28 protein-coding genes and 2 riboswitches are annotated in these 25,561 nt (G+C 41.6%); of the genes, 6 read left to right on the plus strand and 22 right to left on the minus strand.

Annotated elements, in window-relative coordinates:
* Window positions 1-234: 234 nt before the first annotated feature.
* Genes gcvPB through gcvT form a run of 3 tightly spaced genes read right to left on the minus strand, consistent with a single transcriptional unit; the run spans window position 235 to window position 4,169 of the window.
* Complete coding sequence (gene gcvPB / locus QYG89_RS01375) at window positions 235-1,707, minus strand: aminomethyl-transferring glycine dehydrogenase subunit GcvPB (RefSeq protein WP_404313832.1); 1,473 nt, start codon at window positions 1,705-1,707, stop codon at window positions 235-237.
* Entirely contained in the window at window positions 1,700-3,046 is a 1,347-nt protein-coding gene (gcvPA, locus tag QYG89_RS01380; RefSeq protein WP_404313833.1) for an aminomethyl-transferring glycine dehydrogenase subunit GcvPA, read from the minus strand. The genes gcvPB and gcvPA overlap by 8 nt, the downstream gene beginning before the upstream one ends.
* A 22-nt stretch (window positions 3,047-3,068) precedes the next feature.
* Window positions 3,069-4,169: a glycine cleavage system aminomethyltransferase GcvT gene (gcvT, locus tag QYG89_RS01385; protein WP_404313834.1), complete on the minus strand. Its 1,101-nt coding sequence runs from the start codon at window positions 4,167-4,169 to the stop codon at window positions 3,069-3,071.
* A gap of 98 nt (window positions 4,170-4,267) precedes the next feature.
* Window positions 4,268-4,349, minus strand: a riboswitch (glycine riboswitch).
* A 3-nt stretch (window positions 4,350-4,352) separates the two neighbouring features.
* Window positions 4,353-4,443, minus strand: a riboswitch (glycine riboswitch).
* A 157-nt stretch (window positions 4,444-4,600) separates the two neighbouring features.
* On the opposite strand from gcvT, the gene QYG89_RS01390 reads away from it, so the two are divergent.
* Entirely contained in the window at window positions 4,601-6,301 is a 1,701-nt protein-coding gene (locus QYG89_RS01390) for a DEAD/DEAH box helicase (protein WP_404313835.1), read from the plus strand.
* Entirely contained in the window at window positions 6,270-7,058 is a 789-nt protein-coding gene (locus QYG89_RS01395; protein ID WP_404313836.1) for a YqhG family protein, read from the plus strand. The genes QYG89_RS01390 and QYG89_RS01395 overlap by 32 nt, the downstream gene beginning before the upstream one ends.
* A 178-nt stretch (window positions 7,059-7,236) precedes the next feature.
* Here the strand turns inward: QYG89_RS01395 and QYG89_RS01400 are convergent, their stop codons facing one another.
* The 8 genes from QYG89_RS01400 to comGA all read right to left on the minus strand — a co-directional run bounded on the left by QYG89_RS01400 (window position 7,237) and on the right by comGA (window position 11,431).
* The gene (locus QYG89_RS01400) at window positions 7,237-7,407 is read right to left on the minus strand and encodes a YqzE family protein (protein ID WP_404313837.1); all 171 of its coding nucleotides are present in this window, start codon (window positions 7,405-7,407) and stop codon (window positions 7,237-7,239) included.
* Window positions 7,408-7,475: 68 nt separating this feature from the next.
* Window positions 7,476-7,856, minus strand: coding sequence for a hypothetical protein (locus tag QYG89_RS01405; RefSeq protein WP_404313838.1), 381 nt, complete (start codon window positions 7,854-7,856; stop codon window positions 7,476-7,478).
* Complete coding sequence (comGF, locus tag QYG89_RS01410; protein ID WP_404313839.1) at window positions 7,856-8,257, minus strand: competence type IV pilus minor pilin ComGF; 402 nt, start codon at window positions 8,255-8,257, stop codon at window positions 7,856-7,858. The genes QYG89_RS01405 and comGF overlap by 1 nt, the downstream gene beginning before the upstream one ends.
* 10 nt (window positions 8,258-8,267) lie before the next feature.
* Window positions 8,268-8,576 carry a type II secretion system protein gene (locus QYG89_RS01415; protein ID WP_404313840.1) on the minus strand — a complete coding sequence of 103 codons (309 nt, stop codon included), beginning with the start codon at window positions 8,574-8,576 and terminating at the stop codon, window positions 8,268-8,270.
* Entirely contained in the window at window positions 8,560-9,021 is a 462-nt protein-coding gene (gene comGD, locus QYG89_RS01420; RefSeq protein ID WP_404313841.1) for a competence type IV pilus minor pilin ComGD, read from the minus strand. Before comGD ends, QYG89_RS01415 begins: the two co-directional genes overlap by 17 nt.
* Window positions 9,011-9,334 (minus strand): competence type IV pilus major pilin ComGC, encoded by a 324-nt coding sequence (gene comGC, locus QYG89_RS01425; protein WP_404313842.1) that lies wholly within the window; start codon window positions 9,332-9,334, stop codon window positions 9,011-9,013. The genes comGD and comGC overlap by 11 nt, the downstream gene beginning before the upstream one ends.
* A 17-nt stretch (window positions 9,335-9,351) precedes the next feature.
* Complete coding sequence (gene comGB / locus QYG89_RS01430; protein WP_404313843.1) at window positions 9,352-10,365, minus strand: competence type IV pilus assembly protein ComGB; 1,014 nt, start codon at window positions 10,363-10,365, stop codon at window positions 9,352-9,354.
* Entirely contained in the window at window positions 10,346-11,431 is a 1,086-nt protein-coding gene (gene comGA, locus QYG89_RS01435) for a competence type IV pilus ATPase ComGA (protein ID WP_404313844.1), read from the minus strand. The genes comGB and comGA overlap by 20 nt, the downstream gene beginning before the upstream one ends.
* A 279-nt stretch (window positions 11,432-11,710) precedes the next feature.
* On the opposite strand from comGA, the gene QYG89_RS01440 reads away from it, so the two are divergent.
* Window positions 11,711-11,953: a DUF2626 domain-containing protein gene (locus tag QYG89_RS01440; RefSeq protein ID WP_404313845.1), complete on the plus strand. Its 243-nt coding sequence runs from the start codon at window positions 11,711-11,713 to the stop codon at window positions 11,951-11,953.
* Between the two features lie 188 nt (window positions 11,954-12,141).
* On the opposite strand, the gene QYG89_RS01445 is transcribed toward QYG89_RS01440, so the two are convergent.
* Window positions 12,142-12,774 carry an MBL fold metallo-hydrolase gene (locus QYG89_RS01445; RefSeq protein ID WP_404313846.1) on the minus strand — a complete coding sequence of 211 codons (633 nt, stop codon included), beginning with the start codon at window positions 12,772-12,774 and terminating at the stop codon, window positions 12,142-12,144.
* 192 nt (window positions 12,775-12,966) lie between these two features.
* On the opposite strand from QYG89_RS01445, the gene QYG89_RS01450 reads away from it, so the two are divergent.
* On the plus strand, window positions 12,967-13,140 hold the full coding sequence (locus tag QYG89_RS01450; RefSeq protein ID WP_404313847.1) for a DUF2759 domain-containing protein: 174 nt from the start codon (window positions 12,967-12,969) through the stop codon (window positions 13,138-13,140).
* Window positions 13,141-13,285: 145 nt separating this feature from the next.
* Here the strand turns inward: QYG89_RS01450 and QYG89_RS01455 are convergent, their stop codons facing one another.
* The 5 genes from QYG89_RS01455 to rpmG form a co-directional block, all read right to left on the minus strand.
* On the minus strand, window positions 13,286-15,151 hold the full coding sequence (locus tag QYG89_RS01455; RefSeq protein WP_404313848.1) for an LTA synthase family protein: 1,866 nt from the start codon (window positions 15,149-15,151) through the stop codon (window positions 13,286-13,288).
* Window positions 15,152-15,475: 324 nt separating this feature from the next.
* Window positions 15,476-15,688 (minus strand): YqgQ family protein, encoded by a 213-nt coding sequence (locus QYG89_RS01460; protein ID WP_404313849.1) that lies wholly within the window; start codon window positions 15,686-15,688, stop codon window positions 15,476-15,478.
* Window positions 15,689-15,771: 83 nt separating this feature from the next.
* A complete protein-coding gene (locus QYG89_RS01465; RefSeq protein WP_404313850.1) occupies window positions 15,772-16,944 on the minus strand; it encodes a rhomboid family intramembrane serine protease in 1,173 nt (390 codons plus the stop codon).
* Between the two features lie 76 nt (window positions 16,945-17,020).
* Window positions 17,021-17,593, minus strand: coding sequence for a 5-formyltetrahydrofolate cyclo-ligase (locus tag QYG89_RS01470; RefSeq protein WP_404313851.1), 573 nt, complete (start codon window positions 17,591-17,593; stop codon window positions 17,021-17,023).
* Between the two features lie 76 nt (window positions 17,594-17,669).
* Window positions 17,670-17,819, minus strand: a complete 150-nt coding sequence (rpmG, locus tag QYG89_RS01475) for a 50S ribosomal protein L33 (RefSeq protein ID WP_077247170.1) — start codon at window positions 17,817-17,819, stop codon at window positions 17,670-17,672.
* Window positions 17,820-18,037: 218 nt separating this feature from the next.
* On the opposite strand from rpmG, the gene QYG89_RS01480 reads away from it, so the two are divergent.
* Window positions 18,038-18,415, plus strand: a complete 378-nt coding sequence (locus QYG89_RS01480) for a hypothetical protein (RefSeq protein WP_404313852.1) — start codon at window positions 18,038-18,040, stop codon at window positions 18,413-18,415.
* Window positions 18,416-18,419: 4 nt separating this feature from the next.
* Window positions 18,420-18,899, plus strand: coding sequence for a hypothetical protein (locus tag QYG89_RS01485; RefSeq protein ID WP_404313853.1), 480 nt, complete (start codon window positions 18,420-18,422; stop codon window positions 18,897-18,899).
* A gap of 380 nt (window positions 18,900-19,279) precedes the next feature.
* On the opposite strand, the gene pstB is transcribed toward QYG89_RS01485, so the two are convergent.
* From pstB to QYG89_RS01510, 5 genes are all read right to left on the minus strand, one after another.
* Window positions 19,280-20,095 (minus strand): phosphate ABC transporter ATP-binding protein PstB, encoded by an 816-nt coding sequence (gene pstB, locus QYG89_RS01490; protein WP_404313854.1) that lies wholly within the window; start codon window positions 20,093-20,095, stop codon window positions 19,280-19,282.
* 34 nt (window positions 20,096-20,129) lie between these two features.
* On the minus strand, window positions 20,130-21,020 hold the full coding sequence (gene pstA, locus QYG89_RS01495) for a phosphate ABC transporter permease PstA (protein WP_404313855.1): 891 nt from the start codon (window positions 21,018-21,020) through the stop codon (window positions 20,130-20,132).
* Entirely contained in the window at window positions 21,020-21,964 is a 945-nt protein-coding gene (pstC, locus tag QYG89_RS01500; protein ID WP_404313856.1) for a phosphate ABC transporter permease subunit PstC, read from the minus strand. The genes pstA and pstC overlap by 1 nt, the downstream gene beginning before the upstream one ends.
* Before the next feature lie 78 nt (window positions 21,965-22,042).
* Window positions 22,043-23,005 (minus strand): PstS family phosphate ABC transporter substrate-binding protein, encoded by a 963-nt coding sequence (locus QYG89_RS01505; RefSeq protein WP_404313857.1) that lies wholly within the window; start codon window positions 23,003-23,005, stop codon window positions 22,043-22,045.
* Between the two features lie 296 nt (window positions 23,006-23,301).
* Window positions 23,302-25,434 (minus strand): peptidoglycan D,D-transpeptidase FtsI family protein, encoded by a 2,133-nt coding sequence (locus QYG89_RS01510; RefSeq protein WP_449727741.1) that lies wholly within the window; start codon window positions 25,432-25,434, stop codon window positions 23,302-23,304.
* Window positions 25,435-25,561: the final 127 nt, after the last annotated feature.

Consider the following 25,561-nt stretch of genomic DNA (forward strand, 5'->3'; position numbering starts at 1 on the left):
GGCTGACCCAAAAGGTCGTTAAAAACGACTGTTTAGGGTCAGTCTTTCTTTTGTTTTTTTTTGACAAAATCCAAACGATGATGTTTTACTAAGTTGATTGTAGTGGAAGGCGCGAAGACTCCTGCAGGGAAGCGAAGCACCTAGAATGGAAATCAATGAACAAGTTTAAAAAAATCACACAACAAAGGGGATGCCCCTAAAGTTATACTCTTGGGACATCCTCTCTTTTCTATATTAAATATTTTGCAATTCTTTTTCGTAACGAAGGACAGGCTTGCGAGCCGCTGTCGTTTCATCAAGACGGCCGATGACGGTTGTATGAGGCGCTTCTTGAACGATTTCAGGATTTGTTTCTGCTTCCCTCGCAATCTGAATCATCTTATCAATAAACGCATCAAGTGTTTCTTTTGATTCGGTTTCTGTCGGCTCGATCATAATACACTCTTCTACATTCAGCGGGAAGTAGATCGTTGGCGGATGAAAACCGAAATCAAGCAGACGCTTCGCTATATCAAGCGTACGTACACCAAGCTTTTTCTGACGCTTACCGCTCAACACAAATTCATGCTTACAATGACGGTCAAATGGCAGGTCGAAATAAGGAGCGAGCCTGCGCATCATATAGTTCGCATTTAATACAGCATATTCCGTCACTGCTTTCAAGCCATCCGGTCCCATCGAACGGATATATGTGTAAGCCCGAACGTTAATACCAAAGTTTCCATAGAATGGCTTCACGCGCCCAATCGCTTGCGGACGATCATAGTCGAAGTGGTATACATCGTCTTTTTTCACTAACACAGGCTTCGGCAAATAAGGAATCAAGTCTTTCTTCACACCTACAGGGCCAGATCCCGGACCGCCGCCGCCGTGGGGACCAGTGAACGTTTTATGAAGGTTTAAGTGAACGACGTCAAATCCCATGTCTCCAGGCCGCGCTTTCGACATAACCGCATTTAAGTTTGCCCCATCATAGTACACCTTGCCGCCGACCCCATGAATAATTTCGGCTATTTCTAAAATATTCTCTTCAAACAAGCCAAGCGTGTTTGGATTCGTCAGCATAAGCGCAGCCGTTGTTTCATCGGCCACACGTTTCAAGTCTTCTAAATCGACTAATCCGTCTTCTCCCGATTTGACCGTCACTGTTTCAAAGCCTGCGACCGTCGCAGAGGCCGGGTTTGTACCATGAGCAGAGTCGGGAACGATGACCTTTGTACGATTGAAATCACCATTTGTTTCGTGATACGCACGGATCATCATCAGTGCCGTCCATTCACCATGAGCACCAGCTGCCGGCTGAAGGGTCACTTCATCCATACCAGTAATCTCTTTTAAGTGCTCCTGCAGATCATACATGAGCTCCAATGCCCCTTGTACAGTCTCTTCCTGCTGAAGCGGATGAATATAAGCGAAGCCGTCAAAACGTGCGACATCTTCATTGATTTTTGGGTTATATTTCATCGTACATGAACCAAGCGGATAAAATCCTGAGTCTACCCCATGATTTCTCTTCGATAACGCTGTATAATGACGCATAATGTCGAGCTCAGACACCTCTGGAAGTTCAGGTTCTTCTTCCCGCAAATACCCAGCAGGCAAAAGTGCCGATAAAGCTGTTTCCGGTACATCTAACTCAGGCAGACTATAGCCAATCCGCCCCGGCTGAGACACTTCAAATATAAGCTCCTGATCGTTCTTATTCATGGCTATCCCCCAATTCTGCTGCAAAGAGCTCAATTTCTTCTTTTGTCCGCAATTCTGTCACAGCAACTAACATACAATTCTCTAATTCTTTATAAGTAAGCCCAAGATCATAGCCGCCTATTATTCCCTTTTTAAACAGCTTTTGATTCACTTCTTTGATGGGCTTATTTAAACGGACAACAAACTCATTAAATATTGGTCCATCAAACACGATATCCAGACCATGCTGCTTCATTGTTTCTCTAGCAAAAAATGCTTTTTGCAAGTTTTGCACCGCGATTTCACGAACACCTTTTTTACCTAAAGCTGTCATCGCTACGCTGGCTGCGAGAGCATTGAGTGCCTGGTTAGAACAAATATTAGAAGTCGCTTTATCACGGCGAATATGCTGCTCACGCGCCTGCAGTGTCAGCACAAATCCGCGGCGGCCTTCATCATCATGTGTCTGGCCAACAAGACGGCCCGGCACTTTACGCATCAGCTTTTTCGTTACGGCAAAGTATCCACAATGTGGTCCGCCGAATTGAGCTGGAATACCGAATGGCTGTGCATCACCAATCACAATATCTGCTCCAAACTTTCCAGGAGGTGTCAACGCACCTAGAGAAAGCGGATTAGAAGAGACAACAAACATCGCTTTTTGTCCGTGAGCCGCTTTTTCTACTTCTGCAAGTGGTTCAACGGCGCCGAAAAAGTTCGGATATTGAACAATAACCCCCGCTGTGTCGCTGTCTACAAGCTGATTTAATTGATCAATATCTGTTACACCATTCATATGAGGTACTTCGATCACTTCAATGCCCTGTCCTTTCGCATACGTTTTTAATACGTCACGCGATTCAGGATGAACCGTTTCTGATACGAGTACTTTCTTCTTTTTCGTTTGAGCCGCGCTAAGCATCGCCGCTTCTGCTAAAGCTGTACCTCCATCATACATCGAGGAGTTGGCTACATCCATACCTGTCAATTCACAAATCATCGTTTGGAATTCAAAAATGGCTTGCAGCTCCCCTTGAGAAATTTCTGGCTGGTACGGTGTATAAGCTGTATAAAATTCAGAACGGGAAATGACGTGGTCCACAATGGACGGTGTGTAATGATCATATACGCCTGCCCCTAAAAAGGAAGCATATTGTTTTGCATTCGCATTTTTGGCAGCCATTGCACTCAATTCTTTTTTCAAAGCCGGTTCCGATTTTGCTTCCTTGATATCGTACAACCCTTGGAAACGTACTTGTTCAGGGATGTCTGCAAATAATTCATCAATTGTTTGAACACCAACTGCCGAAAGCATCTCTTTCTTATCAGATTCAGTCATTGGCAAATAACGATGTTTCATAACTTTTCCCCCTTCTCTCCTCTTATTTTGAACGTTTATAAAATGGCGGTTTCACTGTTTTTGCTGCTAGTTTTTTACCCCGGATCTCTACGAACAATTCCTGGTCTGGTACAGCCAGCTCGGCTTTGACTAATGCAAGACCAATATTTTTCTTTAATGTCGGTGATTGCGTACCCGTCGTTACGTGACCTGCCGCTTCTTCTCCTGAAAAAACGGGATAGCCATGACGCGGGATCCCCCTATCAATCATTTCAAGACCAATCAGCTTCCGCTTAGAGCCATTTTCCTTCTGCTCTTTTAAAGCTGTGAGTCCGATAAATTCTTCTTTATTTGTTTTAACAGCAAAGCCAAGGCCCGCTTCAATTGGCGATATATCTTCTGACAGTTCCTGACCATATAATGCCAGATTCGCTTCAAAACGCAATGTATCACGTGCACCCAGGCCGCATGGAACTAAGCCTTCCTCTTCGCCCGCTTCTAATAGATCCTTCCATATCTTCCCTGCATCGCCGCTTTGACTATAAATCTCAAAACCATCTTCTCCTGTGTATCCAGTCCGTGACACTAGAGCATGTGCACCATTGATGCTGACATGCTGGCGAAATGCAAATGACTTGATGTCTTGTAAGTCAACACCGGCTACAAGCTTTTGAAGAATGCTTTCAGCAGCCGGTCCTTGAATGGCAAGCTGCGCCCAATCCTGCGATACATTGTTTATTTGCACTTCTCCTGTCCCATGCTCTTTCAGCCACTGGAAATCCTTCTCGGTATTTGCGGCATTCACGACAAGCAGGTAGTCTTCTTCAGCCAGCATGTAGACGAGCAAGTCATCGATCGTACCTCCTTGTTCATTGCACATAATTGTATACATGGCACGGTCGGGCTGCAGCTTTGACAAGTCATTCGTCATCATTTTTTGCAAGAAAGCTAAGGCGTCTTTTCCCTTGACTGTAATCTCTCCCATGTGGGATACATCAAAAAGACCAGCCTTCGTCCGGACAGCTTCATGCTCCTCTTTAATACTTGAAAACTGAACAGGGAGCTCCCATCCACCAAAATCAATGGTTTTTGCCCCATATTGTTTATACAGTTCAAACAGCGGCGTACGCTTTAGTTCTCCCATTCTCCTGCCCCTTTCAATGCTTATTGTTTCATCGTCATTTTGCGGTTCCATCCGTTCTGAATATAAAAAAGGACAGAGAACAGCTTATAAAAGTTGTCCTCTGTCCTTGAACCTGAAAGTTTACCCCCATCAAATGGGCTGTCTTCTTTGGTGGTTTCGATGACGAAACACTCTCCAGAGATGCGTCCAGCAAGAGTTCTTTTGCCTGAGAGATTCACAAAAAGTTTGTTTGCTCCTTCGGCGCTGTATAAACAGTCTCTCCCCTTGCCTTCATTCGCTATATTTAATTAATAAATGGGTATACTATGAACACCTGATTAGAAACAATCAATAATGTTCGTTTTTTGCAAAATGACATAATATTTAGTTCCTTTACATCCTACCATTAAAGGTGAGGTTTCGGCAATACATTTTATAAAGGAGTTTTTAAAATGAACGTAGATATACACTTTAACCACGCATGGGAAGAAGAGTTAGAGAAAAGAATTGAACAAGATGGACCGTGGGGAAGCTGGTCGCTTTTTCAATCAACTGTAAAAATGGAAACACGAATGATGGTGTCGAATTTTGAAGGATTGTTAGCCCCTAAGTTTTTGCCAGGTCTCACTCCTCTTCCCCATCAGCTTGAAGCGGCAAGAAAAGTCATCGAGGAAATGAATGGAAAAGCCATTTTAGCCGATGAAGTAGGACTTGGGAAAACGATCGAGGCAGGACTCGTATTAAAAGAATATTTAATACGGGGTCTCGTAAAAAAAGTATTGATCTTAGCTCCCGCTTCCCTCGTTTCACAATGGGCTGATGAATTGAACACCAAGTTTTATATTCCAGCCGTGGCCCAGAAAAAGTTTTATGCCTGGGATCAATATGATATTGTCATCTCTTCCATTGATACAGCGAAACGAAGTCCTCACAAAGAAAAAATTTATGAACAAGACTACGATTTAGTCATTATTGATGAAGCTCATAAATTAAAAAATCATAAAACAAAAAACTATCAGTTTGTCCGCCATTTAAAAAAGAAGTTTTGTCTGCTCCTGACAGCGACGCCTATTCAAAATCGATTGGATGAAATGTTTCATCTCGTTTCACTGTTGAAGCCTGGTCATCTAGGAAGCGAAGGACAATTTACCGATCAATTTAAAAAAGGAGACCGGCAAGTACAAAACCACCAGCATTTAATGAAGCTGATGAATAAAGTGATGATCCGCAACCGCCGTCAGGACACAGGGGTAGAGTGGACGGCTAGAAAAGTGGAATCCATCAAAGTAACATTCACGGATGAGGAGCGTGCGCTTTACGACACACTTCAACAGTTTGTCCGCAGCCAGCCTCAGGAGATCAGCTCTGCCTTGTCGTTACTCACCTTGCAGAGAGAAGCTTGCAGCAGCAAAGAAGCCGTCTTTTTCACGTTGAAAAATATGGCAAAGAAATTATACGGAAACGAACTTGCCTTTCCGGAAAGTTTTCAAGAGGTGTTATCTCATATCCAAAACATTGCGCAAAATTCAAAAGCGCAAAAAGCATTAGAACTCGTTCATTCGATCGACGACAAAGTCATTATTTTCACGGAATACCGGGCCACCCAGCTATATTTACAATGGTTTTTTAAACAACATGGCATTTCATCTGTTCCCTTTCGCGGCGGCTTTAAGCGCGGAAAAAAAGATTGGATGAAACAGCTGTTTCAGCAGCACGCCCAGGTCTTAATTGCAACTGAGGCCGGCGGCGAAGGGCTGAATTTGCAGTTTTGCCATCATTTAATCAACTTTGATCTTCCATGGAATCCTATGCGGCTTGAACAAAGGATTGGCCGTGTTCACCGTTTTGGACAATCTGAGGATGTACATATTTACAATTTCAGCATTGAAGATACGATTGAAGACAGAATTCTCCAGCTTCTCTATGAAAAAATTCATTTATTTGAACAAGCAGTCGGGCAGCTTGATGACATTTTAGAGAGGATGGAAATTCCTAATATGCAAGAACACTTAACTGATATTTTTCAGCATTCAAAAACAGAAGGTGAATTACAAGTGAAGATGAAAAATCTCGAGGCAGCTATTGAACTCGCAAACGAATGGAAAAAAGGAGAGGACGCATTTGCTGAAAAACGAAATTCATCTATTTCTTAACACTTATTTTAAAGCGGCTGAATGTACCTTTTTAGAAGAAACAGAAGGTTCACTCACTGTCAAACTAACCCCTGAGCTGGATAAAGAGCTGATGAACCGGCCATTTTACTGGCATTATGCTGAAAAAACAGGAATGAAGGGCGAACCGCTTTCATTAACCCTTATTACCGAGCAGTCGAAAGCCCCTAAGGAGCTGAAAGGAGAAAGCGTTCATTTTGGCACTCCGCGATTGCAGCAAATTTTCCAATCTGCCAAGCAGCATACTAGTTTTATCCGTCTTTACGAACAAAAAACAACGGACAGCCGGCAGGCTCTTCACCCCTGGCTGTTAGTCAATATGAAAGTTTCTTATGAGGCTAATCGCAAAAAAGATATGTTTCATTCATTCGGTCTTAATTTAATTAATGGCGTGATTCAAGAAGACTTTATGGGTCAACTGAGCTACAAATCTTTAGTATCAAAAATTCCCGATTATTCTTTTACCATTACTCCTTTAATCAAACCTACAAGCGGCGTTAAGCGGCTGCAGCGTTTTTTAACTTCTCAAATTGAAAACGAAAACCATGATTGGGCTGTAAAAGCGCGAATGAAGTGGAACGAAGATTTAACTTTACTTGATGACTTTTATGAAAACGAGGAGAAAAAGCCCGAGGCTTACTTTATTGAAAAAGCGGCACTTGAAAAACAATATTCGCCAAGAATTTATGTAGATACGATTAACGGCGGCCTCATTTACCTGCATCCTTCCAGCGGATAAAGTGCAACTTCCGTAGCTGGGAATTTTCTTTACCCGCTGGTGGTTAGTTGAACGGATCGGGCGTTTCTCCCCGCCTATGCTTTTTAGAAACAACCTAAAGCCTTGAGACGGGGGCTTACTGCCGGTTAATGTGGAATAAATGAGAACCGCTTCATTCATATGTAAATAGCGCTGCCCGTCACTTTTTATGAAATAACTGGCGCAGCGCCCAAGGAAGCAGGCCGAACCATCTAGCAGAGAAAGCAGGGCGCCCGGCCTGTTTCTGCCGGCGTTTTTCTTTTCTTACTCGTTTGGGCTCATTTAAGTAACCAAAAAAAGCCCCCATAAAGTATTTTACATATTCATTCATTAACATCGCCTCCCATGGTCGATGTCAGTTTTTCCAATTTCCCCTCATTTTAAACAGCAGTCCCCTTGTTATTCAAACCATTGAATGATCCGGCGTTCATTCAAATGATAAATAATTCTAGATGAAAACCGGGTGTCTGTTTTTATCGTTTTTAAATGAATAACGACTACGTCTTCTCCTTTATTCGGTGCGGATGCATAAATCACTTCCCCACGGTTTGTACGGTATGTGCCTGAAATGGCTTCTTCACTTTCTAAAAGCCATACAGCATGTTGAAGTGTCATTAACTCCATTACTTTCGTTTCGTAATAGTCCGTTAAGAATAAAGCCGTCTGCTGCTTACTGACGAAGATACTTGTTCCAAAAATAGCAGCTGTACAAACGATGACAAAAAGCAGCAATGTGTAGGGCAGCAGGATCCCTTTCTCATTATCTATGAAACATTTCATCATGTCCCTCCGTTGAAAATGTGGAACTTTGCTTGTTCTTTTTCACCATTTTTAAAAGCTGCCTCGACACATAGAGAAGAACTGCATGGGTAGAATTGAAAAAAAGAAACTTCCTGCAGAATCATTTCATGACCTTTTCCATTGACCCGTCTTCGAATGCCTTCATTGAATATTTGGAGTGTAATCGTATCACTATCATGGACAATTGTTAACTCGTCTTCAGCTATGGACAACGTGCGGGATAAATACAGTTCCTTTCTAAGCTGAAGCACAAACAGCTCCCACTCTGCTTTTCTTTCTGGATCAAGCTTCTCTTCTGTTCGATAGACTGCCCCATAGGCAAGAGGAAATAGAGCAGCAATCCCTATAAATATGAATAAAACAAGCAAAGATTCTATCATCGTAAATCCTTCACTGTTCTTTAATACAGATCTCTTGTTGGGACACTTCCAAACAAGCAGCTGCTTTCGTTGTTTCCCAGGAAATATCATACATTTCTCCTGCTTCATTATAGACAACGTGAAAATCTCTTCTTTCATTCCACCTTTTCTCTCCCTCTTCATAAAGAATTCTCATCCCTCTTTGTTTATCCCACAATGCTTTTGACTGGCTCGTCATCTGCACCATAAACGGCAATATAAAAGCGGCCAGCATAGCCATGATCATAAGCGAAAGCAGACTTTCTGCCAGTGTAAACCCTTTTTCATTCTTCTTTAACATAAAATCTCCCCTTGCCAATTTGAAAAACTACAGAAATCAACCGATCCCGATACTTAAAGCGAACCGTCCCAAAACTGGTCGTGTTTCCGTTGGGCAAAAAAGACAGATTCGCCAATGAGCTCTCGGCATATTGCATCGTATCGGGCAATTCCCTTTGAATAGCCATGTCCGAAAAGAGAGCAGCCGATCGTATAACATAGCAATTATTAGCACGAATAAATCTAACCTCTACTACCTCCTGCTTCGCTGCCGCATATGACTGCGCTAAAAAAAGATCCGCTTGCAGCTGATTAAGAAATTTCTCTTTTTCAAAGTTAGCAGCAAGCTTAGGAAATGGCAGTACAGCTGCGGATAACAAAACGAGTATAACCATAAGAACGATTATCGTCTCAATGATAGTAAAACCCTTTTCCTTCTTTATTGATACAGCCAACTTATTTAACAATCGATACTTCTCCATCTGCTCCAATCTTTAATTCATCTCCATTCGGACAATCTTTCTCACCCTCTCTCAAATAACCTTTATCAATCATGTCTGCAATGGAAGCGGGGTATTTCTTTAAATCGATTCGATAAGCCTGCACCTGCCCTTGTACCATTTGTTTAAACGCTGTACAGCCTTTCTCATTAATATTATTGCTTTGTTTTGCCACGTTCGGAATAGCAACGAATAGTAAAACCGAAATGACTAGCAGAACGATCATCATTTCAATTAAAGTAAATCCTAATTGATTGTTTCTCATCCTTTTTTTCTTCATGAATAGATCCTCCATCTTTAAATTGAACCGACCATTTGGAACATCGGCACCATCACAGACAAATAAATAGAAACGACAACAAGACCAACAAATAAAAAGATAGCAGGCTGCAGGATCGCTAATCCTCTCTTTATCTTTTTTTCAATGAGCACCTCACAAAATTGGCTGAATATGAGCAATTCCTGAGCGAGCCGTCCATTCATTTCACCATGACGAAGAATACGGGGAAGCTGGGAGACGAAACAAGGCATCTGTTCCGCCGCTTCCGCAAACGACTGACCGGTAACTAACCGATAATTAATCTCTATAGCGATATGTTGCAACATTGGATGCATCGTCTGCTCCTGTAAAATAAGCAGAATTTCATTAACAGCAAAGCCGCTTTGCAATAAATAAGCAACTTCTTTAGCAAAAAGCCGGGTAAATAATAAAGAGAAGTAAACAGAAACGATAGGGGTTTTAATGAGCCATTTGATTTTATTGTGAGGAGTTTGTTTCTGATAATGATAGAAAGAGAAGAAGAAAATCATGATGAGGCTGACAGCAGCAAAAACAAAGAGAGATGGAGACTTTTGCAAAAAGGTAATAAGCAGAAACGTGCCGCCGCTCGGAGTAAAACCAAGCGTAGAATATAACTCTTCCAATCGCGGCATTAAAAACCTATTAAGTAGAAATAACAGCAAAAACAAAAGAAACAGTAAAAAAAGCGGATATTGCAGCAGCTTGGCTAGTTTTTCTTTCGCTTGTTCTGTTTTTTTCCAATGCTCGCCTGCCTGGGTCAGCGTTTCTGGCAGACGGCCATGCTTTTCGGCAAAGTACACTTGAAGACAGATCATAGATGGGAAGCCTAGCTTGAGGAGAATTTCATTCAGAGGCGTACCGACATTTAATTCAGATTGGATCAGATGAATGGATTCACGATGGTTACGATCAAAATTCATTAACAAAAACTCGAGTGCTTGACCGATCGTAAAGCCTTGATTCAGCATCTTTCCTAATCTAAAAATAAATTCACCTTGGTATTTCCCCATCTTCCGTTTCCTCAAATATCCAACGATCATATTCAGTTTGAGAGAGATATCCAAGGGCAATCCCCTTCCTTAACAAATCTTTTAACAGCGGGTAGTGATACGTACTTTGTTCCCCTTTCGCTTCCTTCAATACGGCCTGCAAATCAGAGCCGTTTAATATTTCATAGACAGTGGCCTGTTTACGTTTTTTTCCCGAGCGGCAATGGGGAGAGCAATCTGCCCCGCATTTCGAACAGAGAAGGTTGACGAGACGCTGCGCAGTTACACCGACTAGCGTCTGCTGAATTTCATGCCATTTCAAGCCAAATTCAAGCAGACGAAACACAGCTCCTTTAGCGTCACGTGTATGAAGTGTGGTAAGTACTAAATGTCCTGTAAGTGCTGCCCGTATCGCAATTCTCGCCGTTTCTTCATCACGGATTTCTCCAACCATGATCACGTCTGGATCATGTCTTAAGATCGCTTTCAACCCAGCAGAGTATGTCACACCTGCTTTTTCATTGACTTGTACTTGCAGCCACTGGTCGTTTTGTTTTTCCACAGGATCTTCGAGAGTGATCACATTTCGGCCATGTTGACTAGCGCTATGCTGGATAAGGGAATAGAGTGTAGTTGTTTTACCACTTCCTGTTGGCCCGGTGAAGATAATTAATCCATGGGCATGTGATAGGAAGGCGAGGAGTTTTTTAGCAGAACTCGGAAAAAGAGAAAGCTGAAGTAAATCAGGGACACCTTGCTGGGGGAGTAATCGAATCACGAGGCTTTCTTTTGAAAGGGCAGTGGGCAGGGTAGAAATTCGTAAAGAAATTAAAAATCCCAAGACTTCGAGCTGGAACGAACCGCTTTGCGGCTTCCTTTTTTCTCCGATATCCATAGAAGCCATAAATTTAAAATGAGAGATCAGCCTTTCGCCTTCGCGCAATGAAAATTCACAATGGGGAAGCAGTTGGCCGTGTGAGCGGATTTGAACAGCATAACCATGCTTACGGGGAGTAAAGTGAATGTCCGTAGAATCGAAGGTAAGTGCTTCTTGTAAAAGCTGCTCAACCGTTTCTTCAATCATCATTTTTTTTCATTTCACCACCTTTCAACTAGGCTACTTAGACTTTATTCGACACCATTGTATAAACTCCTTCTCTAATGACACAAATTTTTTACGTAAAATGGACAAAGCGGGGCACGCTATTACCACCTGCAATAGGATGCAATCAAGGGATATAAATAACAAAAGTGGATAGAATATCACGCAATCGTCACAAAGTGAGTGAAAGTTATGTTTACAATACTGTCATCGTTCTATTATAATTATATACTGATGGAGTGAAGGGTAAAGGAGGGATACATAATGGACCGCATGTTCCGCGTATTAGCATTCTGGACTGGAATCTTTGCTGTCATGTTCTATCTTGGCGATATGAATAAAACGGCATTGCTCTTCCTCGGACAGACAGGATTCTTCTTAATTGTAGGATATTTAAATTTAACTGAACGTATGTATATGTATATTTTCGCAGCATACTTAACTGTTTTCTTCTGCGGATACAGTTATTGGACTACCTTTATGGTAACTCCTGGAGCAGGCCATTAATTCCATGGCACTGTCAGCCGGTCGATGACGACCGGCTTTTTTTATTGAATACAGTCTTCATTAAACTGCCCTCAAAAACATAGCAGGCTTCTGCATTGTCATGAATAGTACGGAGCAATCCATCAAATACTATTCATGACAGCATAGAGAGAAAAAGCTCGTTACTTCTAAGAGTACGGCTATTCATCTTAAAAGCCGTTTAAAAATGGATTACTTTCCATTTCGTCACCAATCATTGTCGCTGGTCCATGGCCAGGCAAAACGATAACTTCTTCCGGTAATGTCAATAAATGATCATGAATGCTTTTAAGCAGCTGCTCGTGATTACCACCCGGTAAATCCGTGCGGCCAATGCTGCCCATAAATAACGTATCGCCGGCAAATAATACATTTCCTTCTTCAAAAAAGTACGAAACACTGCCTGGTGAATGGCCCGGTGTGTGAAACAGTTGAAACGAAAAGCTTCCTATTTCTAAAGATGCTTCATCTTTCAACAGGTAATCAGCCGGCTGACCGCTTACTTCCCCAAGTTGAAAGCGGGCTGATCCATTCAAAGCTGGATTAACAAGCCAATCCTCTTCTTCCTTATGCAGATAAACAGGAATATTAAATGCCTGCCTCACTTGCTCTACGGCACCAATATGATCAAAATGGGCATGTGTTAACAAAATAGCGAGGGGCTTTAGATCATTTTTGTTTAACCACTGAACAAGTTTTTCTCCCTCGGCCCCGGGATCAAACACAATACACTCTTTCGCCTGATTAGATAGTATGTAACAATTTGTTTGCAATGCGCCTAATGGCAGTTGGATCCAATCCATTTTTTATTCGCACACCTTTCCTTTTTCATTATCTTTATCGTACCAATCAATGGTGTCTTTTTAAAGAACAATCGCTTTTTCAACTCGACAAACAAAGAAAAAAACTATAGAATAGTGAATGTATATGTACTGATTTTACATAATTACCTTCGATTACACAATGATCGAACAATCGAAGAAAGGAGTGTGACTATGAACGGCTTAGTAATTATCTTTGCTCTAGTAGCTCTTCTCGCCGTATTCAGCACGTTGAGCGCTTTAAAAAACAAAAATGTTTTAGGCATTCTTTTCGGATTTGGCACACTAGGAATATTTGGCTGGTTTACAATCATGACCGTTATTCACAACGGATATCCTGGTGCCTAATTCATTTTCCAGACAAAAACCTTCACTGCTGTTAGCAGAGAAGGTTTTTTATTTTTCAACGATCTATAAATGTAAACATAGTATCCTTTATCACATATCACAAGTAAAAAAGCCCGCCGGCTGCCGGCGGGCTTTTTCGTTTATCTTATTTTTTAGCTGAATCTGGATCATAGAAGCGAAGCAAGTCACCATAAATAATTCGATCTGAATAATTCAATTCAGTAGATGCTTTTTCCATGTATGGTACGCAGTAATTCTTATCTGTCGGCTGTTCGGTTGCCTTATCCCAGCATTTGTTATCTGCATAGACATAATCTTTCGTGACGAAGCGTCCATCACGAAATACAGCTAAGTCTTCATGATCTTCAGATAATAAATCTTGACCGAGCTCTAAATCATCTTTTGTTTGGATGCCGAGTAAGTGAAGCAATGTTGGACGAACATCCACTTGACCGCCTACTTTATCAATAACTCTGCCTTTTACACCAGGGATATGAATCATAAACGGTACCTTTTGCAGCTGAGTCGAAACGAACGGTGTCACTTCTTTACCTAAATACTGACCCATTGCTTCGTTATGATTTTCAGAAATTCCATAATGGTCTCCATAAAGGACAATGACTGAGTTCTCATAGAGTCCGGAAGCTTTTAAGTCACCAATGAATTTCTTTAGCGCTTCATCTGTATAACGCACAGTGACGAAATAACGGTTTAGTGTACCGCTCTTAGAAGTGAATTCATCGATAAATTTGTCTTCTTCATCGTAATAAAATGGATGATGGTTCGTTAGCGTAAGAAGTTTCGAATAGAACGGCTTAGGCATTTCTTTCATATGCTGCACGGACTGTTCAAAAAATGGAATATCTTTCATTCCCCAGTTTACGCTGTTATCTTCATTTACATCATAATCGCCCACTTCATAGAAGCGCTCATACCCTAAAGATTTGTACATGATGTCACGATTCCAGAAGCTTTTATTGTTGGCATGCATCGCGTTTGAATAATAACCGTTTTCATGTAATCTCTCTGCCATAGAGTTGAACTCATTGCCTGAATGCGTAAAGAAAACAGCTCCACGGCTTAATGGATAAAGCGAGTTTTCAATAAGAAACTCAGCGTCTGATGTTTTACCTTGTCCCGTTTGGTGATAAAAGTTATTAAAATATAAACTTTCTTTTGCGAATTGATTCATAAACGGCGTAATTTCCTGGCCGTTTACTTTGTTGTTGATCACAAATTCCTGGGTAGATTCTACAGATACGACAATTAGATTTTTGCCTTTCGCTACACCAAATAACTGATCGTTCGGCTTAGCATAATTTGCGTCTGAATAGTTTTCGATATCAGCCAATTCACTGCCATCCGCCAGCGCCCGCTGCGCAGATGACTTGGACTGCAAAATAACATCATAAATATGATAATTAAATGTACCAATATTTTTGACAAGCATTTCACGGTCGAATGTTCTTGTCAATAATTGAGGGCGCTCAATTTCAGACAAGCCCAAGTTTAAAAAGAACATAGCAGCAGCTGCCAGAAAATAAGCCCGGCGATGCATTTTCGGCACGGTATGAAAATTCACGAACTTTGGCTTTACTTTTAAGATCACTGCTAATACAACGAGGTCCGCAAAATAAAAAACATCATACCATTTAAATTCTTCCGTGACACTATTGCCTAAATCTGCAAAATTGCTTGTCTGAAACAATAAAGGCATCGTAATGAAATCGTTAAAAAAACGATAGAAAACTACGTTCGCATAAAGCAAGAAAGTGAGTAGAAAACCGATGAACATCAGATAACGGTTTCTTCCCTTATCGCTCCTAAAGAACATGCTAATCCCTATGATCAGCATAATAAAGCTTAATGGATTGATAAACAAAATAAACGCCTGTAATGTATTTTCAATTTCAATATTAAAGCTTGTTTGATAGATAATATACGTTTTAATCCATAAGAACAAAACGACAACAGAGATGAGAGATACATTGTTGCGTAAGGTTCCCTTCATTTAATGACCTCCTTAACACAAAGCATGCGGATAACTCTGTATAAAACCGTCCACTTTAAAAACATCATAGCTAATCTTAATACTTTTTTTACAAAAAAGCAAACGAAGAAAAACAGAGATTTTGTAGAATAATAGTCTGACGTCTACTCAATTATACGTATCATAAAACAAAAAGTTTCATCTTACTAAATTCTCCGAAAAAAAAAGAGATTGTCTCAAAAGAAGGTATCTCCCTTATGATCACATATAGTATACAATCACTGATGATATACTAGCCGTTCAAAAGGAATATCCATTCTTGAAACAATCCCAGTTTTCACTTATTCATGATCTGCGGGCCTGCTTCTCCTTTTCCATCCGCCGTTCCCGACGCAAGATTAGAACCGCCTGCTGAAACTCCTGTCCTTCCATCAATTGCGACTGGTACAAGTCTCTGAGTTCCGCTTCCATTAATTCTAGGTCTGCTAAACGGTCGCCTACATAAACGAAAACCCCATATCTCTTTAAAAGCTGCTGTACGTCCCACATCGTTTTCATCCTAGTTCAAATAGCTCCCTCGTTAAGATTGGATAAGAGAATCTTTACACACTGGCAAGCTTTTGACAACCTTATACGTGCACTCACTTTAGAAAACCTGCATATAAGCCGCCTGCCGACAATAAAAGTGCCGCCACAAAAAAGACGAATTGCATAAGCGGGTTTTTCTTCGTTGGAAAATGAACGGCACCCGTAGCTAAAAAACCACCTATTAAACCGCCTATATGTCCTGCATTATCAATCCCCGGGACCGAGAAACCAAAAACGAGATTAATGCCAATCACAACAATCACGTTCATACCCATTGTTCGAAAAAACAAGCGCGGATAAATAAGGCCGAAGTAAAGTAAGGCACCGAAACAGCCGAAGATCGCACCACTGGCCCCGGCAGATAGATGATCATTTAACACAAAGCTGGCCAATGTTCCTACAAACCCTGAAAATAAGTAGATGAAGAGAAAACGGAAACGGCCATATATCTGCTCTACCGCTGTACCAAGGAAATAAAGAGCGAATGTATTCATAAGGAGATGCAAGAAACCTATATGTAAAAAAATAGGAGTAAAGAAGCGCCACCACTCCCCTTCGAGAATGAGCGGGTTAAACTTTGCACCAAAACGAATTAAATTTCGTGCATCTGTACTGCCCCCGGTTAGCTCTAACAATAAAAATACAATCACTTGAACAGCTATAAACATACGAGAAAAGAAAGGAGTGGAAAAGTGAAACAATTTTTTATCTTCCTCGCTTCTTTTGAGCGAATGAGCAAGGGCTGTCCGTCTGTAAGCAGCTGTCTCTTCCTCAGACCCCGCCTCAAAAAAAGCCGGTTCTATACTTCCCGAAAATAAACGGCCGAAAGACTTCGCTGCTTGACTCATATGACCATAAGAAAACAAGATGGAAGAGACTTTCGTCCGCTTTCCTTTTGGAAAATAAAAAGGTTCCTTTATGTAGGATGCATATTCATCGATCGGTGGATAAGGAGACAAATAAATATTAATAACGGTCAGCTCTCGTTTCACCAGCTGTTTACGAATGCTTTCTCCCACTGCTGCTGTTTGCTGAATGTCACGGCGCATCCGGCTGCCCCAATCTAGTTCACTATGCACCATTCGAATGATCTGTGCCGATTTATTCGACAAATTCTCCAATAACATTTCTTGACGGTTCTCATGCATCTGGACAATGTGGTAATCCTGTTCTACAACTAAAAAGTATGCCATCTTCCAGAACAAGCTATTTTCATAAGACCCCATTTCATCACTGCCTTTATTCGTTTTCTTTCTATTGTAACTATAACGAACAGAAAAAGCGGTTGTAAAGAAAGGCGTATTAATGCTCCGGCGTGCAACTGATCATTTCATCTTCCGTAATGAGCTTCATCACCGGCACATCATGAGGCTCCCTAGGCAGATTTTCCAATAGCTGCTGTGAAAAAGCAAGAGCAGCTGTTTTGCCTTCATATCCCATTAAGAACCGGTCGTAATATCCGCCTCCAAAGCCAAGACGGCTGCCGGATCGGCTAAAGGCAAGGCCAGGAACGAGAATCAACTCCATTTCTGCACGGTCTACTAAACAAGTGCTTGATGGATTGGGTTCGTACAAACCAAAATACACCATTTCTAGTTCAGTAAAAGATTTTAGTTCGTAGAAACGCATCGCTCTCTCTGCCGGCACACACTTCGGTACGACCATCTTTTTCCCTTCCATCCATCCTTGCCGAATAATTTGCCATGTATCCACTTCAGGTACGTTAGAAACTGTCACAGCTACTGTCTGTGCTTCTTTCCATTCTTTAAGGGAAAATAATTGACGGGCAATTTGAAAAGAAAGCTGTTCATATGTACACTTGCTCATTTTTGACAGCTCTTCTTTCACTTGACGCCTTACGACCTGTTTTTCCACTATAAGACAGCCTCCATTCATTGACTAGTTACGTTTTTTATATACAAAAAAACAGCAGGAAATAAATCCCTGCTGCTTACTTTGTTTCACGGTGTGCAGTAACACGCTTTTCTCTTGAACAATATTTTTTCAGTTCAAGACGATCAGGATTGTTACGCTTGTTTTTAGTAGAGATATAATTACGATCACCGCATTCAGTGCATGCTAATGTGATATTTACGCGCATCTTTTTTTCCCTCCAAACTTTTCAATACATTTGTATCTTCATTTACGACTTTTCTATAATAGCACTTTTCTGTAATAAATGCTAGTCCGACTTTCTCTGTTCTTCCGCTTAATCAAAATTTTTCTTCTCTCTCTTTTTAGACCTGTCTAACACTATGAATGTCTGCCTTAAATATGCTATAACTAGACATAGATTGCACAGTGAGGTGAATAATAAAAATGAATGGACTAGTTATCGGACTGGCTGCAGCGGGTATCATTTTTCTATTGCTATCTTTCTTCTTAAAAGACCGCTCCCGCCTGCTCGAAAAAGAAGTCGAAGAGTTGTCTATGCAATTCTTACAAGAGACGTATCAATTAAAAAAACAAATAAAAGTACTTGAGGAGGAATTATTAATTGGGCCCCCTGTCCCTCTTTCACATGAAGGCTCTCCTGCCGCTGAAGAAACGGCAAGTATTAACGAAATTCTTAAAAATCAAGTGATTTCTCTTTACTACCAGGGAACAAAAATAGATGATATCGCAAAACAGTCCTCTCTTTCCCTTTCACAAGTCCAGTATATTTTAACACCATACATGAATCAAAGGGAAGGTTGATGAAATGAATAAACAAACGATGAGGGCATTTGCATTCGGACTGCTCGCCGCTTCACTTGCTCTTTTCCTTTATAATGGATGGGGCACTTCTACATCATTGTCCGACAAAACCATGATAAAGAAGCTGGAGGAAAAACACTATACCGTACTATCCGCTGATGAAGCAGAGCAACAAAAGTTAGAAAAAGAGAATTTACAGCAGGATTTACATCGCTTAACTAGTCAAAAAAATAAGACTTCAGGAAAAGAAACAAAGAAAGAGGCAACAGCTAAGAAGGGATCATACAAGTTACGAATCGAGCCTGGCATGTCCTCTTCCGAAGCCGGACGCCTTTTGGAAAAAGCGGGCATCATCCAAGACAGCGAAACCTTCAATACATATTTGACCGAAAACGGCTATGCCGCCAAACTCCAAATTGGCGAGCATACTCTCCACCCTTCTATGACGATGAAAGAAATAGCGGTTGTTCTAACAACTAAATAGAGGCTGACCCAAAAGCCGTTAAAAACGACTTTTGGGTCAGCCTTTTTCTTTCGATTTTTTTGACAAAGTTCAAACAATTATTTTTTAATGAGTTGATTGAAGTGGAAAGCACGAAGGCTCTCGCGGAGAAGGCGAAGGCAACGGACAAGTTCAAAGAAGCATACAAGGGATACCCCTAAAGTTATACTTTAGGGGTATCGTCTATTTGGTCATGATTATTTTCCTGTCGGAGCAAAACAGGCGCTTCCGCTTTTCTTGTCCAGCTGCAGCGCCTTGCTCCTTGGGTCAAATAACCTTCACCCAATGAAGGCAAAGGACGACTTCCCTGGGTGAAGAACATTTGCCCTTCGGAGCAGAACAGGCGCTTCCGCTTTTTTTTGTTAACCGAATCTTCCTGTGATGTAGTCTTGTGTACGGTGGTCTGCCGGGTTGTTGAAAATCGTATACGTATCGTTATACTCTACGACTTCCCCGTTTAGGAAGAAGGCTGTTTTATCTGAAATCCGGGATGCTTGCTGCATATTATGTGTCACAATAATAATTGAATAATTCTCTTTCAAATCCTCAATCAGCTCTTCCACTTTTAATGTCGATACGGGATCAAGTGCCGAAGTCGGCTCATCCATTAATAATACATCTGGCTCAAGAGCCAAACTGCGGGCAATACAAAGCCGCTGCTGCTGGCCGCCGGATAATCCATAGGCCGGTTCATGCATTCTGTCTTTTACTTCCTCCCAAATGGCGGCCTGACGCAAACTTTTCTCAACTGTTTCGTAAATGACTTTTTTGTTTTTCACCCCATGAATTCTTAATCCAAATGCAATATTTTCAAAGATTGACTTCGGAAACGGGTTCGGCTTTTGAAACACCATGCCGACTCTGGTACGCAGCTCTTCCACGTGAAAATCTTTGCTGAAAATGTTTCTTCCCCGATACTCAATGGTTCCTGACGTTTTGACGTTAGGAACGAGGTCTACCATACGGTTTAACGTCTTAATATAAGTTGATTTCCCACAGCCTGAAGGTCCAATAATAGCCGTTACTTCTCTTTCCTTCATATCAAGATTAATGTTTTTTAAAGCATGGTGATTGCCATACCATAAATTACAGTTTTTTGTCGTGTAAACGGATCGGCGTTCAGCCGATGATTGTTCGTTGATTTTTTCCGCTTGAGTTTTAAAAGCTACTATAGCCATTTCATTTCCTCCTCATGTATCTTCTTCCGTTGATTTATGATCTCTTTTCATAGCGGCTGCGAACGAATACGGCTGCTGAGTTCATTAAAATTAAAATGATCAGCAAGACAATAATGCCGGCAGCTGCAAGAAAGTGAAACTCTTCCTGCGGTCTGCTCGTCCAGTTATAAATCTGCATTGGCAGGGCAGTAAACTGGTCAAACACATTTTTAGGCAGAAAAGCAACGAATGCCGGGATGCCGATAACGACTAACGGAGCTGTCTCTCCAATAGCACGCGAGAAAGCAAGAATACTTCCAGTTAATATACCTGCCAAGGCAGATGGCAGCACCACCCGCAAAATGGTTTGCCATTTCGTAGCCCCAAGACCATAGGATGCCTCTCTTAATTCTTTCGGAACTGCTCGAATCGCCTCTTGAGAAGCAACAATAATGACAGGAAGAATGAGAAGACTCATCGTTAACCCAGCAGCCAATACACTATTTCCAAGGTAAAACACCCTTACAAAAATGGTTAGCCCTAATAAGCCAAAAACAATGGAAGGAACACCAGCAAGGTTAGAAATATTCATTTGAATCAAGCGGGTCATCCGATTTTTTTTTGCGTATTCTTCTAAATAAATAGCTGTGCCGACACCTAGTAATAAAGAAACAGGAACAACGACAGCCATCATCCAAAGCGTCCCGACTACTGCCGCCTTAATCCCCGCCTGTTCGGGACGTCTTGAAGCAAAATTTTGAAGAAAATCCCACGAAAGATAGCCGGCACCTTGTGAGAAAATCCGGAAAAGGAGCACAACTAACAGAACGACAGTAAAGACAGCAGCGAAGAAAAATAGTCCTTTATACAACTTGTTTTTTAAGAGACGGACTGGAATCTTCTTCATCATTTCGTCTGTACGAATATTTTTCTGTGCATTATCCATTAGTACTCCTCCCTGAATTTCCTCGAAATTCGCTGTGCCAGCATGTTCATAGCAAGTGTAAAAAGAAACAACGTAAAACCAACTGCATAAATACTATAATAAATTGTTGTACCATACCCGACGTCGCCTGTGCTTACTTGGACAATGTAAGATGTCATCGTCTGCAGGGAAGCCGTTAAATCCCATGAAGCTGTCGGCGTCGATCCCCCCGCAATAGACACGATCATCGTTTCACCGATGGCACGAGAGATAGCTAATACAATGGAAGCTGTAATTCCTGACAAAGCCGCTGGAAAAGCGACCCGCCAGGTCATTTCCCATTTCGTTGCCCCGAGTGCCAGTGCCCCGTGACGTACAGCATGGGGTACAGAAGAAAGTGCATCTTCTGAAAGGGACACGATCATCGGAATAATCATCATCCCGACAACGATTCCAGGACTGATTGCATTGAACATTTCTAATGAAGGAAACATCGTTCGAAGCACGGGTGTGACGAAAGTTAATGCAAAGAAGCCATATACAATGGTCGGCACTCCCGCCAATACTTCCAACACAGGTTTCATTAATTTCCTTACTGTTTCAGACGCATATTCACTTAAATAAACGGCAACAGCAAGCCCAATTGGAACAGCTGTTATTGAGGCGATTAAAGTAATTTTCAATGTGCCGACGAACAATGGCAAGATGCCGTATGAGGCGGCGCTTTCAGAGAATGGATACCATTCCTTTGCGCTCAAAAACTCAGTAACTGTTATTTCTTTAAAAAAGGTAAACGTTTCAACAATTAACGTCATCACAATTCCAATCGTTGTCACAACAGAGACAGCTGCCATGAGAAAGAGAAAGATCGGAATCACTTTCTCCCTCCTGCTCAGAAAGCCGCTCTCAAATTTTTCATCAAGCAGACGCCGAACCGGAATATTTTGCTTATCGTTCGTTTTCAAACTGAAAACTCCTTTCAACTCCCCATACAAGCGGGCAGAATTTCTCCATCCCGCTCGTACTGTCATTCATTTCTCAGATTATTTTTTTAAAGCTTCTAATGTTTCCAGCGCTTTTTTATACTCTTCGTCTGGAAGTTTGACATAGCCGACTTCCTCTGCCAATGCACCTGCGTTCTCAAGAGTGAATTTCAAATAATCATAAACAGCTGCATCGTCGGCTACCGCTTTATTAGCAGCATATGTGAACAGCGGTCTTGACAATGGAGCGTATTCTCCGCTTTCGATTGTTTCATTCGTCGGTTCAACGGCACCTTTCCCGCCATCAACCGGAACCACTTTTAATTTATCTTTATTTTCTAGGTAGTACGCATATCCAAAGTAGCCGATTCCTTGCTTCTCCCCTGCTACTCCCTGCACCAGTACGTTGTCATCTTCAGACAGTACAGCTGATTTATCAATCGGCGCATCTTCTAAAATGACTTCATCAAAGTAGTCGTACGTACCCGAGTCTGTTCCGGGAGAATATAGCTTAATTTCCTCTTCCGGCCATCCTTTACGAATATCAGACCATTTTTTCGTTTTTCCATTATCAATCCAGATTTTTTGTAGTTCTTCAACCGTCAGGCTGTCCACCCAATCATTCTCTTTATTTACAACGACAGAGAGACCATCGTAAGCAAGCTTAAATTCTGTAAAGTCGATGCCTTTTTCTTCTAGGACTGCTTTTTCTTCATCTTTAATCGGACGGGATGCGTTGCTTAGCTGCGTTTCACCAGCACTAAATTTCTCAAAGCCGCCTCCTGTTCCTGAAAGGCCGACAGTCACCTTTACATCGGGTTGTTCCATCATATATTCTTCAGATACAGCTTCCATGATCGGAAAAACAGTCGAAGAACCATCGATCTGAATATTTCCCTGCATTTGCTTATTTTCTTCTGCCGATTGCTCTGCATTTCCTTCGTTATTTGTACTGCCGCATGCTCCAAGAACAAGCGCAGTACTCATCATTGCTACACCTGTTAACAGTTTTATCTTTTTCATCCTATTCTCCCCCTGATATCCCGTAAGTTTTGTTTTTCTTTACAGTGATCAGATTAACAGGAATCTGTTAAACAAGTTTTAATAGAATGTTAATGTTTTGTAAACCGACATTTTTCCACAAGTCTTTGTTAAACGTGCCTGTTGATTTCCGCTGAGGGTACTAAGGCACTGGAACCTGCCCCCGGCTCCTGAGGGGTCTCCTTTAGATGCCCTTTTCCCGAAAAAGTCTCGCATCTTCCACTTCAGTTAACAATAGTCTTTCAACAAAAAAACAGCCGGCTTCAGGAGCCGGCTGTTTATTCTTCTTCCACACTTTCTTCCTCTTCTTTACTATCTTTTGAGTAGATATCTTTTTCAACGATAACATCTGATGTTTCTTCTTTTGCTTTTTGCTCTTTTAATTCAAAATATTTATCGAGTACTTTTCGGCCGACTATATTATTAATCGACGCGGAGCTGCCGCCGCTTTGATAGGCCCATGGCACAACAACAGCAAAAGCCACTTCCGGGTGATCATAAGGCGCATAGCCGACTAGATTAATATTCCAAGTCATTGGCAGCTGCTGGCCATTTTTTAAATATTGTTCCCGCTTTGGCCCGTCATACACCCCTTCTGCCGTTCCCGTTTTACCGGCTGGACTGTACGAAGCTCCTGCAAAATATTTTTTAGCGGTTCCTTGCGAGCCGCTCATTACCATCCGAAATCCTTCCTGCACTTGCTTAATTTGCCCCGGAGTTGCATCAAGGCGATTTAACACTTCAGGCTTGATTTCTTCAACAACTGGGCCGATTTTGCCCGTTTTCGCTGCCGGCTGACGAATTTCCTTGACAATATGCGGCTTCATTCGATAACCGCCATTCGCAATAGTAGATACATATTGTGCTAACTGCAGCGGTGTATACGTATCAAATTGGCCAATTGAAAAGTCAAGCGCTAGACCTGGCTGCGTCATCTCTCCCTGAAAACCAATTTGTTCATTCGGAAGATCAATGCCCGTACGTACACCGAGGCCAAACTGGCTGAAATAACGGCGCATCGTCGGCAAAGCCTCTGGGTCGATTTTTAATGCAGCATTCGGCCGGTACTTCGCGTTTCCGATTTTCATCGCTGTCTTAAACATATAAACGTTGGAAGAACGCATTAAAGCATACTGATCACTAATCCTTAACGCACCGCCGCGGTTAAACCAAGAACTTTTTTGAGGAGTTCCCGCGAATTTTAACGGTTCATCAACAAGAGTTTCCCCCGGACGAATCGCACCAGTCATATACCCAGTTAAAACAGTTGCCCCTTTAACGACGGAACCCATCGTATAAGATGTGGTCATATTGCCAAGCGCAAAATCAGCCATTAAGGCTTTTCCGTCTTTTACTTCATATTTCTTTCCGGCAAGCGCTAGTATTTCTCCTGTATTTGGATCCATCACGGTCACAAACACCCGATCCAGAAGGGGGTGCCCTCCCTGTCGTTTCGCCTGCCCAAGTTCATCTTCAATAATTTTTTCGACTGCCTGCTGTAAGTCCATATCAATCGTCAAAATTAAATCGTCTCCGCGCCGCCCTTTTCGCACGACTTCGGAATCTAGAATGTTTCCAGACTTATCCGTAATATTTTTCACTTTTGTTTTCTGGCCGCGGAGCACCTCTTCATACTGATATTCAATATAACTTTTACCAACACGATCATTACGGCTATAATCTCTTGAAAGATAAAAATCAACCATTTCTTTCGGCAGTCCTTCACGGGAAGAAGAGATATTCCCAAGCACTGATTTCAGCGTTTTGTCGTAAGCATACGCTCGGTCCCAGTCAGTCGTTGTATTCACTCCTGGAAGAGATGCTAAGTTTTCACTGACGACCGCATATTCTTCCTCTGTCACATTTTTGTTTTTGACGACTTGTGGAGTCATGGCATAACCGGAAGTAAATTCGCGATAAATCGCAAGCACTTCCAGCTCGTTATTTGTCAATGAACTTAAATCTTTTTCAGTAATTCGATCGAGCTGCATTTGATACAGCTCTTTTTCTGATATTTCATTTTCCTTGTATTTCTCCCACTCTTGAGGAGTAATTTTTTGTTTGACCTCTTCGGCATTTTTCATAATCCAAAAATCTTTTTTATCACGTTCAGTGACTTGATCTGTTTCTTTATCAATCAGCTTCGCAAGCTTTTCAGCTGTTTCCCTCATTTCTTCTTGTGAAGCACCTTTTTTACGCGTATATGTAATTGCGTTTTGCGGTACATTGTCCACGATAATTTGACCGTTACGATCAAAGATTTTCCCCCGCGGCACACTGGCATTTACTGTAACGTCTTCTGTTCGCTCAATTTTCCGCTGATAATCTTCCCCCTGGACGATTTGCACAATACCCAGTCTGAAAATTAAGATCGAAAAAAGCAAAAAGACAACAAAAAACATCATGTTCATTCGAAATGGAACATGTGTCTTCCTCTTTCTCTTTGTTTTTTTCACTATTCATTATCCTCTCTATAAAAAATCTATTATTTCTCTATTCCCCATTTTAAACAAGTTCCCATCTTTTTTCTACATTTAG

The organism is Bacillus lumedeiriae (assembly GCF_044891285.1).
In the GTDB taxonomy this organism is placed as follows: Bacteria; Bacillota; Bacilli; order Bacillales; family Domibacillaceae; genus Pseudobacillus; species Pseudobacillus lumedeiriae.